The organism is Lutispora sp. (genome assembly GCF_041687175.1).
In the GTDB taxonomy this organism is placed as follows: Bacteria; Bacillota; Clostridia; order Lutisporales; family Lutisporaceae; genus Lutispora.
This window is the reverse complement of sequence record NZ_JAWLCK010000077.1, coordinates 1-14,369: the sequence shown is the minus strand read 5'-3', so window position 1 is coordinate 14,369 and position 14,369 is coordinate 1. Positions and strand designations below refer to the sequence as shown.

Below are 14,369 nucleotides of genomic sequence, written 5' to 3'. Positions count from 1 at the left end.
GTAGCAAAACACTGTTTTGGAGGTTTAGGACACAATTTCATAAACCCAGCATTAGCAGCAAGAGCCATGTTATTGGCTTCCTGGCCGGTAAGAATGACTTCCTCAGCATTCTTAACACCCGGTGCCGATGCAGTAAGTAGCGCAACACCTCTGGCAGCATTATCCTTAGGAACATTAGATACTTTGCCTTCCATAATGGATTTATTTGTAGGTAATGTTGCTGGATGCATAGGAGAAACATCTGCGCTAGCATTGCTCATAGGTGGACTATATCTGGTTTATAGAGGTGTTATTAGCTTCAGAACACCTGTAGCATATATTGGAACAGTTGCAATTCTCTCTTTTATTCTTGGAGGATTTGATCCATATATTGCTATTTATCATGTGCTTGCTGGAGGTTTGTTCCTAGGTGCAATTTTCATGGCAACAGATTATTCATCAAGTCCTATGACTGCAAAAGGTCAGATAATCATGGGATTAGGAGCAGGTATCCTTACAACACTTATAAGATTCTATGGTGCATATCCTGAAGGAGTTTCATACTCAATACTTCTTATGAATGTTGCGACTCCTTTAATCGATAGATTTACCATGCCAAAGAAATTTGGGGAGGTGAAGAAAAGTGCGTGATTATGTAAGACTTACAGGAGTTCTATTAATAGTTTGTGTAGTAGCTGCAGTAGTATTGGGAGCTACAAACTATATTACAGTTGATAAGATAGCAGAACAGGCTGCTATAGCAAATGATCAGGCACGAAGAAGCGTACTTTCTCAAGCCCAGGAGTTTACGATGCTTGAAGGACAAGAGATTTCAGAGCTTTTAGCTAAAGCCGATTATGATAGCGTTAGAGAGGTTTATGAGGCAAAAGCAGATGGAAATACTGTTGGTTATGCAATAAAAACTTCCCCAAAAGGCTACGGTGGTGAGATAGAAGTTATGGTTGGAGTTGATACCGAAGGTAAAGTTACCGGAATCAATGTGGGAAATAATAGCGAAACACCGGGATTGGGACAAAATGCAACTAAACCAGAATTTCAAGCTCAGTATACCGGGAAAAATTGGAATGACGGTATTAGCGTAATAAAGAATGGCACTCCAAAAGATAACGAAATAGTTGCCATTGCAGGTGCTACTATAACATCTTCTGCTGTGACTAATGGTGTGAATCAGGCACTTAATCTAGCAAAAGAATTGTCAGGCAATTAAGTGTTTTGGAGGTGAAATGAATGAAACTATGGAATGATTTTACAAATGGTATTATAAAGGAAAACCCTGCTTTGAGATTGGTATTGGGAACATGTCCTACATTGGCTGTAACAACTGCTGTCTTTAATGGGATAGGAATGGGTATTGCAGCTACTGCTGTTTTGATAGGATCCAACCTTATCATCTCGATGATAAATAAGATTGTGCCCAGTGAAGTTAGAATACCTATTTATGTTGTAGTTATTGCAACATTCGTTACTGCAGTTCAAATGCTTATAAAGGCTTATTCACCAGCACTTGACAGTGCATTGGGAATATTTATACCTTTAATAGTTGTTAACTGTATCATCCTTGCAAGGGCAGAATCCTTCGCATCCAAGAATCCGCCATTGAATTCAATTATGGATGGATTAGGAATGGGAATTGGTTTTACATTGGCTCTGTTAATCATAAGCTCGATAAGAGAGATTTTGGGAGCAGGAACATTTTTAGGAATGCCCCTATTCGGAGCTGGTTTTGAACCTGCTTTAATCTTGATACTTCCTCCCGGAGGTTTCCTGGTATTTGGATTAACTATTGCTTTAGTAAATAAATTAACTGCCAAAAAGGCGTAGGGAGGGGATGAGAATATGAAATTAGTGGTAATACTTTTGAGTGCTATATTTGTAAATAACTTTGTTCTCTCCAGGTTCTTGGGAATATGCCCATTCCTAGGGGTTTCCAAAAAAGTTGAAACAGCTGTTGGAATGGGTCTTGCAGTTACATTCGTTATGGCATTGGCATCAGTTATGACATGGATTGTACAACGATTGGTATTAGATAATCTAGGCATTGCCTATATGCAGACTATAGCATTTATACTTGTTATAGCAGGTCTTGTACAGTTTGTTGAAATGGTTATAAAAAAGACCAGCCCAACATTGTATCAGGCATTGGGTGTTTATCTTCCATTGATAACCACCAACTGTGCTGTATTGGGTGTTGCCATATTGAACATAGACAGTAACTATAATTTGGTTGAAACATTGATCAATGGTATCGGAGGAGCTTTAGGCTTTACTCTGGCAATCGTTCTCTTCGCAGGAATCAGAGAAAGACTTGAAACCGCTCCCTATCCTAAAGCTTTGGAGGGATTCCCCATAGCTCTTATTACTGCAAGCTTGATGTCCATAGCTTTCTTAGGCTTCAGCGGCTTGCTGTAATGAGTAAACTTTAGAAAGAGGTGAATTGCCTTGATAAATGATATATTATGGCCGGTGGCTACCCTTGGAGGCTTGGCAGTGTTTTTCGGCGTAGTCCTTGCTTATGCTTCAAAAAAGTTTGCAGTTGAGACAGATCCCAAAGTAGATGAAGTTAGGGCTGTTTTACCTGGAGCAAACTGCGGTGGTTGTGGATTTGCAGGCTGTGATGCTCTGGCAGAAGCTATAGCAAAGGGTGAAGCACCTGTCAATGCCTGTCCCGTAGGTGGTGCTGAATTAGCAAAAAAAGTTGCAGAAATAATGGGAGTTGCTGCAGAAGATAGCGAGAGAATGGTAGCAAGAGTAATCTGCGGCGGTGATTGTGATAATGCAAAAGAAAAATATGAGTATCAGGGTATACAGGATTGTAAGGCAGCAGAGATATTGGCAGGAGGAAGTAAAAGCTGTCGATTTGGCTGTACAGGTCTTGGAACCTGTGAGAGAGTATGTCCCTTTGATGCAATACATGTAATAAACGGTGTGGCAGTTGTTGATGAAGAAAAGTGTACTGCCTGCAAGAAGTGCATAGAAGCATGTCCTAAACATATAATTGAATTAGTACCAGTATCCAAGCTGGTAAGAGTATTGTGCAAGAATACGGATAAAGGCAAAGCAGTAGTCGAAGTTTGCAAGGTTGGTTGCATTGGTTGTCAGAAATGTGTTAAGGCATGTCAGTTTGATGCAATGACTTTTGATAACAATCTGGCTAAGATAGACTACAGCAAATGCACAAATTGTATGGTCTGTGCAGAGGTATGTCCTACTAAGACCATATATGCCGACTTCAGTAATAGGAAGAAAGCTTATATAGATCAAGATTTATGCATAGGTTGTACTATTTGTAAGAAGACATGTAAATTCGAAGCCATAGAAGGCGAACTAAAACAAAAACACAAAGTTTTAGAAGATAAATGTACTGGCTGCGGTCAATGTGCAATAAAATGTCCTAAGAAATGTATTGAAATGAGATAATTCATTGGAAGAAAAGCGGATGCGATTTAAGCATCCGCTTTTCCCATGATTATGTAATATCTATAATCCCATTGAAGTTGCATGGTATAAATGATAAACTGAAATGGAGGATTTTGACCGAATTTATAGAATAATGCCGTATAATATAAAAGGGCTTTTCGATGTTTTGACATCAAAGCAATAAGTATATGTGAGGGGTGTTCTTTATGATGAGAAATCAAAAAGGAAATGGCTGGATATTGCTGCTAATACTATTATGCGGCATTATCATTGGCGGATTTATAGGCGAAGTCTTAGGAAATCTGATCCCTATTCTCAAATATGGATACAGCCTGGGAGTCAGCCCCCATACCTATGATCTAAGGATACTTAAACTAACTTTCGGTCTATCAATCAATATTAATATGTTTTCAATACTGGGAATAATAATCTCTATAATAATATATAGAAGATTGTAGGTGGAAACATATGAGAATTATTCTAGCTTCAAACTCTCCCAGGAGAAGGGAAATACTATCTCAACTGGGTGTGGAATATGAGGTTAAACCATCAGATTTCGATGAAAGGGAAGAAGAATCAGATCCTTATAAAATGGCTATGCTTTTTGCTCATAACAAAGCCAGGAACATAGCTAAAGATATAAAGGATAAAGCTCTGGTAATAGGTGCGGACACAATAGTATATAAGGATAATATAATGGGTAAACCCAAGGACAAAGATGATGCTATTGCTATGCTCACAGAGCTTAGTGCATCAACTCATAGTGTCATAACCGGAATATCTGTAATAAAAACTCCTGAGATGATAACTATTACAGAATATGAGGAGACACTGGTTAAGTTTAAAAAATTATCTCAGGATGAAATAAAAGCTTATGTAAACTCTGGAGAGCCAATTGATAAGGCAGGTGCATATGCAATCCAAGGCCTAGGCTCTTTACTGATTGAGAGGATAGAAGGTTGTTATTTCAATGTGGTTGGGCTTCCTGTTTATAAACTTTCAAAAATATTAGAAAAATTTGGTTTCAAATTGCTCACTATTTAAGAAACTAAAGTCAAAATTTATTGATAAAGTTGCATAAACAAAAGGGAGTGGGTTTTGTGATGGATTATATGAACAATGTTACCATTTCAGAACTGCCTGAGAGTGAAAGACCCAGAGAAAAAATGTTTAAAAGAGGGCCTAAATCGTTATCAAATGCAGAATTATTGGCAATAATACTAAGGACTGGAATTAAAAATCAAAGTGCATTGTCTTTAGCCTATAAGATCTTATCACAATATAACGGATTAAGGTTTCTTGCAAATACCACTGTGGAAGAATTAAGCCAGATCGATGGAATTGGATTGGCGAAGGCTACCCAGCTTATGGCCGCTGCAGAATTGGGAAAGAGGATATCTCAATATGGTGCAGAGGATGATACATATATTAAATGTCCTAAGGATGCGGCTGACATACTCATGGAAGATATGCGATACCTTAACAAAGAACATATGAAAGTGATATTATTAAATATTAAATGCAAAGTGATAAGCATAGAAGAAATCTCCGTTGGAAGCTTGAGTTCTTCTTTAGCTCATCCTAGAGAAATATTTATTCCGGCAATAAAAAAGTCCAGCGCAGCCATTATTATGGCACATAATCATCCCAGTGGTGATCCGCAGCCTAGTAAGGATGATATTGAATTAACAAAAAGAATATATGAAGCAGGTAGAATACTAGGAATAGAACTTTATGATCACATAATAATAGGAAATGGAATTTATGTAAGTCTAAAGGAAAAAAATCTTTTCTGACCAAGGAGGAAAATATTAAATGGGTTTATTTAACGCTTTCTCAAAGGATATAGCAATAGATTTAGGAACAGCTAATACACTTGTTTATTTAAGAGGTAAAGGTATAGTCGTAAGAGAACCCTCTGTTGTAGCCATAAACACGGAAAATGATACTGTAAAGGCAGTAGGTGAGGAAGCCAAACAAATGATTGGTAGAACACCAGGTCATATTGTGGCAATAAGACCTATGAAGGATGGTGTAATTGCAGATTTTCATATTACTCAGAGTATGCTAAAATATTTTATAAGACAGGTATCAAAAAGTGTTTCCATAGGCAAACCAAGAGTTTTGGTAAGTGTACCTTCAGGTATAACTGAAGTAGAAAAGCGTGCTGTGGAAGAAGCTGCTCTACAGGCAGGTGCTAAGGTAGCAAAAGTAATCGAAGAACCTATGGCTGCAGCTATTGGAGCAGGACTTCCTGTTGGAGAACCTACTGGAAGCATGATAGTGAATATAGGTGGCGGAACTACAGAAATAGCTATAATTTCTTTAGGTGGAATTGTTACAAGCAAATCTATAAGATCTGCAGGAGACAAGTTTGATGAAGCTATAGTAAACTATGTAAAAAGAAATTATAATCTTGCTATTGGACTTAGGACTGCAGAGCAAATAAAAATAACCATTGGTTCTGCCTACCCGATTGAAACGGAGCAAACAATGGATATCAGGGGAAGGGACTTGGTAACGGGCCTTCCAAAAACGATTACCATAACCTCAACAGAAGTATTAGAAGCTTTAAGAGAGCCTGTAGGTGCAATACTTGAGGGGGTAAAATCAACTCTCGAGAAGACCCCACCAGAACTGGCTTCAGATATAATGGACAGAGGAATAATGATTTCCGGTGGAGGTGCTAACTTGAAAGGCATAGATGCTCTTATAAGAAAAGAAACTGGCATGCCTGTTCAAATAGCAGACTCTCCATTAGATTGTGTGGTTATGGGAGCTGGAAAAGCTTTGGAGCAATATGAGCAGATAAACAATTCTCCATATAATACGAGACATAGAAGATAACTTTGGGGTGTGAACCGGATGAGGTTTTTAAAAAATAAATTAGCTGTTATTACTGTAATTATTGCCTTGATTCTTGTAATCACTGTGGCTTTTACGGCCAAAGGTAGGACAAGACCTACAGCATTTGAATCTATAATAGGCACCGCTGTTACTCCCGTACAGAAGGTATTGTTTAAGACAGGAGAGCTTTTTAAAAATACTTTTAATACTTTATTTGAGTTTAGGAGTATGAAAGCAGAAAATGAGGCATTGAAAGAAGAAATAGCAAAGCTAAGAGAAGAAAACAGAAAGCTTTATCAGATGGCATTGGAGAATAACAGACTAAGAGCTTTGCTGGAATATAAAGAAGCCAATCCTCAATATGAGTATATAGGTGCTAGTATAACTGGGAAGGATCCGGGTAATTGGTTTGATATATTTACCATAGATAAAGGATCTAAACACGGGATAGAAGTAAATGACAGCGTGATAACAGGACAGGGCTTAGTAGGAAGAATTATAGAAGTAGGTTCGAATTACTCTAAAGTTATGTCAATCATTGATGAAAGAAGCTCTGTTAGCATTGTTGTAAACAGAACCAGGGATACCGGAATAGTATCAGGCAGTGTAGACTCGGATCTGGTTGCCATAATGCCCCTTGAATCCGATATAGTAAAAGGTGATGATATAATCACCTCAGATTTTAGCACTTTCGAAGAAGGATTATATATAGGTAAGGTAGAAAGTGTTGAAAAGCAGGAGAGGAAACTGCAAAAGCTTGTTAGAATTAAAACCTCAGTTGATTTTAAAAGATTAGAGGAAGTATTTGTCATAAGGAAAGCTGATGAAGTAGATTAGAATAATAGGGCGCCCCTGAGGCGTCCCTTATTGAAATTATATATTTTTTGGCAGGAGATAAACTGTGAGAATTTTAGTTATAGGTCTTATCATTTTTGTGAATTTTATATTGGAATCTACTCTTTTCCAATATACGAGAGTTTTTGGGGTAAAGCCGGATTTTACAATTATCTTAATCACATCCTATGCCATAATGAGAGGAAGCGGATTTGGTGGGTTTATTGGACTTGCCTCAGGATTGCTTCAGGATATATTTTATGGCAATGCAATAGGAGTGAACGGCCTTGCATACATGTTAACAGGATACCTGATAGGGCAATCCAACGAAAACGTATTTAAAGATAGTTATATACCATCAATCGTCTTTAACATAGGTGCTGTTTTTATTTATCAGCATATGTTCTTTCTAATTGCATATTTTACAAAAAACCAAGTCTCCTATACTCATGCTTTAATGAACATAATGATTCCCCAGGGTATATATAATGCCATATTAGGACCAATAATTTACAGGTTATTACTAAGGTTAGATGAAAAAGAGTTTATGAACAATAAAATATATTGATAAGGTGATAAGAGGATGTTGAAGAAGTATTTTAGTAATCGATTAAATATTATAAAACTGATTACGCTTATGATATTTATATTTATGATTTTTAAGCTAGCTGATTTGCAGATAGTAAAAGGGGATTATTATAAGCAAAGATCTGAAACAGTGAGAACAAGAAACATAAATATAACAGCCAACAGAGGTAATATAGTCGATAGATATGGAAAGATTCTAGCTGGAAACAAACAAAGTTATTCTTTAAGCATCCTTAAAACCGATGTACCTGATGAAACAGTCAATGATATTGCTCTGGCGGTGGTAAATATTCTGGAGCAAAACGATGATAAATATAAAGATGAAATTCCCATTCTTTTAAACCCTATAAGATTTAACTTTCAAGATGAAGAGCTGCAGTGGAAACAAAAGTATAATATTCCTGTAGATGCTACCCCCGAAGAAGCTTTCAGGAAATTGAGGGAAGATTATAATATTACAATAGATACCATTGATATAGAAGCTTACTCCATACTGCAAGATGAATATGAAGTTGAGCTTCCTTTTAAGATTGATGAATATCAGTATAGTTTTAAAAAAGAAGAAATAAAATGGAAAAAAAACAATGGATTTGAAGAGGATGATACTGCCTGGAATGTATTCAGCAAACTTGCGGAAAAATACAAGATTGATATGACTAAATACTCAGTAGAACAAGCCAGAAAGATAATGGCAGTAAAATACCTATTGAAACAAAATAAATATCCTGCCTACGAACCCATAGAAATAGCTACTAACATAAGCGATGAGACAAGAGCCATGATTGAAGAGAACAAAATATTTCTGCCTGGGGTTCAGATAATGCATAAACCCTTGCGTTATTATCCAAACGGAGATTTTGCATCTCACATATTAGGATATCTGGGAAAGATAAGCTCAGATCTGGAGGAGCTTATGGAGAAGGGTTATACTCCTAAGGATATGATAGGCAAATCTGGAATTGAATATAGTATGGAAGAGTATTTAAAGGGTACAGATGGTTCAATGCAGATAGAAGTAGATGCAAGGGGTACATTAATAGCTACAATTGATGAAATTGAACCAACTCCGGGAGATACAGTAGTATTAACCATGGCTAGCAAACTGCAAAAAGTTGCAGAAGAATCCTTGAAAAAGGCTATTGAGGAAGCAAGAAACAAGAAACCATATCCGCAGACTTTTTCTGGTGCTGTAGTAGCTATAGATGTAAATACAGGGGAAATATTGGCTATGGCGAGTGAACCAAAATTTGATCCAAACTTATTTGCTTCAGGCATCAGCAATAAAGACTGGGCTTCATTACAACCCACAACTGATGATAGATATGCACCCAAACCATTGATAAACAATGCTATATCCTACCCTCTACCTCCTGGTTCAACTTTTAAAATGCTTACAGCCACAGCAGGGCTTACAGAGGATAAAATTAGCATATTGGAATCCATAATATGCAGAGGAAGGTACACAGGAGTGCCAGGTATTTCTCCATCAGATTCTCACGGTGCAGTTCATGGAGCTACTAATTTGCTTAAAGCAATTAAAGTATCCTGCAACAGCTATTTCTATGAAACAGGAAGAAGGCTTGGAGGAGAATTGTTTGAAAAGTATGCAGAAGCCTTTGGCTTTGGTCAATATACCGGAATAGAACTACCCTTTGAGTCAAAGGGTATGGTGGAAGGCCCCAAGCATAAGCAAAAACTTTATGAAGGATATATAGAAAGCTATTTAACATATACTGTGAAGCTGCAAGATGAAGATGCAAAGAATAAGATAAAGGCTATGATTTACGAAAAACCTGAAGAAGGCCAGACAAACTACTTGTTCTACAGAGAAATGAGGAATCGTATTAGAGAATTAGGAGTGACAGACGACAATCAGATCGATAGGATAATTTGGTATGTAACAGAAAGCAAATATCGACCGGGAGATGTTCTAAATGCTGCAATTGGTCAGGGTTTAAACAATGTAACTCCATTGCAGCTTGCATCCTATGTTGCTACAATAGCTAATGGAGGTACAAGATATAAGCCCTATATAGTAAGCAAGGTCATATCTTATGACGGAACAGTGAAACTAGAGAAGAAACCGGAAGTAGTACAGAAACTAGATGTTGATCCTGAAGATTTAGCAGCAATAAGACGAGGAATGTTTGCTGTTACTACTGAATCAGGCGGAACAGCAAGGAGTACTTTTCTTGGCAGTAAAGTGACTGTTGCCGGTAAAACAGGTACAGCGGAAGCAGGAAAGTATAGACCAGATCCTATAAATAATCCTAAGTTATATGTAGATTATAATGACCATTCATGGTTTGTTGCATTTGCTCCTTATGAGAAACCAGAGATAGCTGTGGTAGCAGTTGTATTCCAGGGGGGTTATGGAAGCGGGGCTGCTCCTATTGCCCGGGCAATAATAGAAGAATATTTGGCTTCAGATGACGTTTTAGATCACATTATGCCGTATAATGAATTGCAGCCGTAAAGCTATGGGGTATTCCTAATGAGTCTTGCTGCGCGCTGCGTCGCCTGGGGGATTCCTCTTAGGTCTTGACTCGTGACTCGTGATGCGTGACACGAGAACTAGGGTATTCCTTTTGGGTCATTTGGAGAACACGGATTTACACTGCGGTTTTTTTGAAACCACTAGAGGACACTAAAGCGTTCATATGAGATATGCGATTTAGATAAAAGAGCTCGCAAAATATCTTCATCACATATCTCATATGGACTTACTATATCGTTCTAAGGTACATAAGTAGGCCACAGTAACTAAAGAATAAGCATATGTGCAAGTGAACATATTTATTGATTTTACCTGTAACTCTTAGCGAAATGTCCTTAGAAAAATCGTATGGGCAGCACGGATGGTGCCCAAGCCTTCCAGGGCAGGACGCCCTTTGGGAGGCGTTAGATTTTTGTTAGGATGTGAGCTTTAGAGTTACTAAAATCAATACCTTTGTGAACTGCACATATGCTTATTCCATTTAGCTACAGTATTTAAGTAGCAGTCTAGTGTATTTTAGTGTAATTTTAGTGCCCTTTAGTGTTCTCAAAAAAGAACCCTCCGTGTAAATCCGTGTTCTTTATTTCGAAATATCTCGTAGAAAAGAAGGAATTACAAAATATTTGAAGAAATTAATAATGATAGTTAACTTCATGGGGGTATGCTGATGAAAGACAATGCAATAGTATTTAAAGGAACTAAAGAAGGATTGTACATAGTGCTAAAAGAAGAAATGATCTTTGACGACATTATCCACGAGCTGGAAAATAAGATTAAACCATCTAAGCGCTTCTTTGAGGGGGCAAAAATAGTTAATTTTAAGGGTAAAAACTTAACCCCCGGAGAATATGAAGAACTGGTTGACATATTGCAAAATCAATACGGAATGCAATTTTTAGGAGACTACGATAGTCTTTGCAGAAGTACGGCACTTTCTAAAGAAGAATCTAAAGGCCAACTAATTCCCGAACCTGTTAAGCAATCTTTAGGAAACGAAGAAACAGCTCTTTTTATAAAAGGTACTATAAGATCAGGACAATTGATTAAGGCCAATGGAAACATAGTAGTGCTGGGAGATGTAAACCCAGGTGCCTATTTGGAAGCCACAGGAAGCATTATAGTGATGGGAAATATGAGAGGCACAGGTCATTCTGGTACACAGGGTGATTATAACACATACATAGCAGCATTCAGGCTGGAACCTATGCAATTAAGGATTGGCGATATTATTAACAGACCGCCGGATGGAAAGCAGTATAAATCGAAAGTACCTGAAATGGCAGTAGTTAGAAAAGGTATGATCATAGTAGAACCCTATCTGGGCAAAAAATAATTTCATTAATTTGCAATGGAGGTAATAATATGGGCGAAGTAATAGTAATAACTTCGGGTAAGGGTGGCGTTGGAAAGACAACTACAACTGCAAACATAGGAACTGGCTTGGCACTGGAAGGTAAAAGTGTAGTTCTCCTGGATGCAGATATAGGCTTAAGAAATTTGGATGTTGTTATGGGCTTGGAAAACAGGATTGTTTACGATCTCGTTGATGTAGTAGATGGAATATGCAGAATGAAGCAAGCTCTTATAAAAGATAAGAGATATCCCAACCTTTATCTAATGCCTGCTGCACAAACCAAGGACAAGAATGCGGTAAATCCAGAGCAAATGTTAAAGCTTACTAAAGAATTGGCAGAAGAATATGACTATATACTGGTAGATTGTCCCGCCGGGATAGAGCAGGGTTTTAAAAATGCCATAGTTGGAGCTAATAGATCCATTGTAGTAACTACACCTGAGGTATCGGCAGTAAGAGATGCAGACAGGATTATAGGCCTTTTGGAAGCAAATGGTCTTAGGAATCCTCAGCTTATCATAAATAGAGTTAAAATTGATATGGTAAAAAGAGGAGACATGATGAATATCGATGATATGGTTGATATTCTTGCTATTGATCTTCTAGGGGTAATTCCTGACGATGAGTACATAGTGGTATCAACCAATAGGGGAGAGCCTGCCATATCAGATAGCAAATCCCTGGCAGGACAAGCTTACAAGAATATAGTAAAAAGAATTCTAGGAGAGAATGTACCATTCATGAATCTGGACTCAGATGAAGGATTCATGTCTAAGCTGGCAAAAGTTTTTGGTTTCAGAAAAAAATAGAATGGAGGAGTATAAATGGACTTGTTTAGGCTTTTTAATAAAGGAGAAAGCAATAATAGCAAAGATATCGCAAAAGAAAGACTTCAACTCCTTTTAATACATGACAGAGCCAATGTGTCTCCTCAATTTCTGGAAATGATAAAAGGTGAAATAATGAATGTGATCACAGACTATATTGAAATTGATGAGACAGGTTTAGAATTTAAGCTGACTCGAACAAAGAGAGATAGTGATAATTCTACCATACCTGCCTTAGTGGCTAATATTCCGATAAAGAAGATGAAAGAAAATATCCGATAGAGGCATAATTATCCTCCTTGACCCATATATATTAGAGAAAAAACAATGGAGGAGGATATTATGGATAACGACAGCTTCAACTTTAATAATGATAATATACCTAGACCAAGATACATAAATGAGTATAGAAAGATGGGAGATATGTTCCGGCCTAGGATTGGCAAGGATAAGAGTTTTCTTGACAAATTGCTTCTTCAAATATTTACCTCCCTTATTATACTGGCCTTTGTTCTGCTCATTAACAGTATCAATATTAATATTGCTAAGAACTTTACTCTAGGTATTAAAAGAGTTATAAATTGGAAGGTTGATTTCCAAAGTGTGATGGATGTCATAGATGGTACTAAAATATTGCAGGACGGAAATGATTTGGAGAAAGAAGCTCCTTCTCTGCCTGTCAGCGGCAATAGTTTATTTATAATGCCCATTGAAGGTGAAATAACCTCTGAATTTGGACAAAGAGTACATCCTGTATTTAATACTGTGAGGGAGCATAACGGAATAGATATTTCTGGCGAATACGGAGATAAAATAAAGGCTTCCATGGCGGGTATCGTTACCGAAACGGGAGAAGACCCCACTTTGGGCAAATATATCTGGATAGTAAATGGTGAGTATAAAACACTATATGCTCATTGTTCAAAGATTATTGCACAAAAGAACCAGAGAATCGAGCAAGGGGATATAATTGCCGAAGTGGGTGATACAGGGTTATCTTCGGGAGTCCATCTGCATTTTGAAATCTGGGAAAATGATATACCGGTTAACCCATTAGATAAAATAGACAATCCCTGATTAATTGGGAGGTTCATGTTGTGAGGATAAAAATAAATATATCTTTTATCCTTTTTTTATTTATAAGCACATATTTAGGCTTTTGGCAAAATGCTTTAGTCATTTTTTTCAGTGTGCTGCTACATGAGTTGGGACATATTATAATAGCTAAGTTTTTTAATATCCAGGTGTTGGAGATACAGCTCTACCCCTTTGGGGGAATTGCTTATACGGAGAACATTTCAAAATATGGAGGACGAATAGAGCTTTTTGTTGCCTTAGGCGGACCTTTTATAAGCATGCTAATTGCTATAGCTTTTTATTTTTTTGGCAAGCATTTATCCTTGAGCAGCACAATAATAAAATATAATACAGCTCTTTTTTTGTTCAATCTTGTTCCAGCACTACCTTTGGATGGGGGAAGTATTGTAAGAAATCTGCTCTTATCAAAACATAGTTATAAATGTGCTACCAAATTTATGACCAGATCAGGAAAGATTCTTTCTATACTTATCCTGCTATATAATATAAGCTTGATACTTAATAGACAAATAACCATAAGCTATATGACTGTGGCTTTCTTCATATTTCTTGGCGCATTGAGAGAAGAAAAAAACTGTTCTTATATATATCTGCTAAATAGAAATAATAAAAAGGTAAAGAGGCTTCATAACCTGCATGTAAGGCAATTAAATGTTTCTGAAGAAACATATATTAGAAGCATTGTTGAACAATTCAGCCCAGGGAATATTTGCAGGGTTATGGTGTTCAATGAAAAAGGAGAGGTGGTAAAGGAACTCTGTGAAGCGGATATTATGGATGGCTTTTTGAAATACGGATACTATGGTAAAATAAAGGATATAGTGAAGTAGTTTACTGATAGTGGTAAGTTAAGAAAAATAGGAGGATTAATTTTGAATTTAAGTACAAAGGATTACATTTATGAAAA

The 14,369-nt window shown here is 37.1% G+C and carries 17 protein-coding genes; all 17 read left to right on the top strand.

Annotated elements, in window-relative coordinates; genetic code table 11:
- A partial coding sequence (locus ACESM9_RS10860; protein ID WP_372998204.1) for an RnfABCDGE type electron transport complex subunit D occupies positions 1-630 on the top strand: 630 nt, incomplete at its 5' end.
- Positions 623-1,207, top strand: a complete 585-nt coding sequence (locus tag ACESM9_RS10855; protein ID WP_372998201.1) for an RnfABCDGE type electron transport complex subunit G — start codon at positions 623-625, stop codon at positions 1,205-1,207. The genes ACESM9_RS10860 and ACESM9_RS10855, both read left to right, overlap by 8 nt.
- Before the next feature lie 20 nt (positions 1,208-1,227).
- Entirely contained in the window at positions 1,228-1,821 is a 594-nt protein-coding gene (rsxE, locus tag ACESM9_RS10850; protein WP_372998198.1) for an electron transport complex subunit RsxE, read from the top strand.
- Positions 1,822-1,836: 15 nt separating this feature from the next.
- Complete coding sequence (rsxA, locus tag ACESM9_RS10845; RefSeq protein WP_372998195.1) at positions 1,837-2,409, top strand: electron transport complex subunit RsxA; 573 nt, start codon at positions 1,837-1,839, stop codon at positions 2,407-2,409.
- A gap of 33 nt (positions 2,410-2,442) precedes the next feature.
- Entirely contained in the window at positions 2,443-3,417 is a 975-nt protein-coding gene (locus ACESM9_RS10840) for an RnfABCDGE type electron transport complex subunit B (RefSeq protein ID WP_372998211.1), read from the top strand.
- 206 nt (positions 3,418-3,623) lie between these two features.
- Entirely contained in the window at positions 3,624-3,875 is a 252-nt protein-coding gene (locus ACESM9_RS10835) for a DUF4321 domain-containing protein (RefSeq protein WP_372998191.1), read from the top strand.
- A 10-nt stretch (positions 3,876-3,885) separates the two neighbouring features.
- The gene (locus ACESM9_RS10830) at positions 3,886-4,461 is read left to right on the top strand and encodes a Maf family protein (protein ID WP_372998189.1); all 576 of its coding nucleotides are present in this window, start codon (positions 3,886-3,888) and stop codon (positions 4,459-4,461) included.
- A gap of 59 nt (positions 4,462-4,520) precedes the next feature.
- On the top strand, positions 4,521-5,213 hold the full coding sequence (gene radC / locus ACESM9_RS10825) for a RadC family protein (protein WP_372998208.1): 693 nt from the start codon (positions 4,521-4,523) through the stop codon (positions 5,211-5,213).
- A gap of 19 nt (positions 5,214-5,232) precedes the next feature.
- A complete protein-coding gene (locus ACESM9_RS10820; protein ID WP_372998186.1) occupies positions 5,233-6,264 on the top strand; it encodes a rod shape-determining protein in 1,032 nt (343 codons plus the stop codon).
- Positions 6,265-6,282: 18 nt separating this feature from the next.
- Entirely contained in the window at positions 6,283-7,101 is an 819-nt protein-coding gene (gene mreC, locus ACESM9_RS10815; RefSeq protein ID WP_372998183.1) for a rod shape-determining protein MreC, read from the top strand.
- Between the two features lie 64 nt (positions 7,102-7,165).
- Entirely contained in the window at positions 7,166-7,666 is a 501-nt protein-coding gene (gene mreD, locus ACESM9_RS10810; protein ID WP_372998180.1) for a rod shape-determining protein MreD, read from the top strand.
- Positions 7,667-7,750: 84 nt separating this feature from the next.
- Positions 7,751-10,162: a penicillin-binding protein 2 gene (mrdA, locus tag ACESM9_RS10805; protein ID WP_372998177.1), complete on the top strand. Its 2,412-nt coding sequence runs from the start codon at positions 7,751-7,753 to the stop codon at positions 10,160-10,162.
- 688 nt (positions 10,163-10,850) lie between these two features.
- Positions 10,851-11,516, top strand: coding sequence for a septum site-determining protein MinC (gene minC / locus ACESM9_RS10800; protein WP_372998174.1), 666 nt, complete (start codon positions 10,851-10,853; stop codon positions 11,514-11,516).
- A 29-nt stretch (positions 11,517-11,545) separates the two neighbouring features.
- Positions 11,546-12,346, top strand: coding sequence for a septum site-determining protein MinD (minD, locus tag ACESM9_RS10795; protein WP_372998171.1), 801 nt, complete (start codon positions 11,546-11,548; stop codon positions 12,344-12,346).
- Positions 12,347-12,361: 15 nt separating this feature from the next.
- On the top strand, positions 12,362-12,646 hold the full coding sequence (minE, locus tag ACESM9_RS10790; protein ID WP_372998168.1) for a cell division topological specificity factor MinE: 285 nt from the start codon (positions 12,362-12,364) through the stop codon (positions 12,644-12,646).
- Positions 12,647-12,706: 60 nt separating this feature from the next.
- Positions 12,707-13,441, top strand: coding sequence for a M23 family metallopeptidase (locus ACESM9_RS10785; RefSeq protein ID WP_372998165.1), 735 nt, complete (start codon positions 12,707-12,709; stop codon positions 13,439-13,441).
- Between the two features lie 20 nt (positions 13,442-13,461).
- Positions 13,462-14,292, top strand: a complete 831-nt coding sequence (locus ACESM9_RS10780; RefSeq protein ID WP_372998162.1) for a M50 family metallopeptidase — start codon at positions 13,462-13,464, stop codon at positions 14,290-14,292.
- Positions 14,293-14,369: the final 77 nt, after the last annotated feature.

Bases quoted from the DNA above. Each gene is read 5' to 3' on its own strand.
- rsxE (WP_372998198.1), top strand. From the start codon at position 1,228: ATGAAACTATGGAATGATTTTACAAATGGTATTATAAAGGAAAACCCT.
- rsxA (WP_372998195.1), top strand. From the start codon at position 1,837: ATGAAATTAGTGGTAATACTTTTGAGTGCTATATTTGTAAATAACTTT.
- ACESM9_RS10835 (WP_372998191.1), top strand. From the start codon at position 3,624: ATGATGAGAAATCAAAAAGGAAATGGCTGGATATTGCTGCTAATACTA.
- ACESM9_RS10830 (WP_372998189.1), top strand. From the start codon at position 3,886: ATGAGAATTATTCTAGCTTCAAACTCTCCCAGGAGAAGGGAAATACTA.
- radC (WP_372998208.1), top strand. From the start codon at position 4,521: ATGGATTATATGAACAATGTTACCATTTCAGAACTGCCTGAGAGTGAA.
- ACESM9_RS10820 (WP_372998186.1), top strand. From the start codon at position 5,233: ATGGGTTTATTTAACGCTTTCTCAAAGGATATAGCAATAGATTTAGGA.
- mreC (WP_372998183.1), top strand. From the start codon at position 6,283: ATGAGGTTTTTAAAAAATAAATTAGCTGTTATTACTGTAATTATTGCC.
- mrdA (WP_372998177.1), top strand. From the start codon at position 7,751: ATGATTTTTAAGCTAGCTGATTTGCAGATAGTAAAAGGGGATTATTAT.
- minC (WP_372998174.1), top strand. From the start codon at position 10,851: ATGAAAGACAATGCAATAGTATTTAAAGGAACTAAAGAAGGATTGTAC.
- minD (WP_372998171.1), top strand. From the start codon at position 11,546: ATGGGCGAAGTAATAGTAATAACTTCGGGTAAGGGTGGCGTTGGAAAG.
- minE (WP_372998168.1), top strand. From the start codon at position 12,362: ATGGACTTGTTTAGGCTTTTTAATAAAGGAGAAAGCAATAATAGCAAA.
- ACESM9_RS10785 (WP_372998165.1), top strand. From the start codon at position 12,707: ATGGATAACGACAGCTTCAACTTTAATAATGATAATATACCTAGACCA.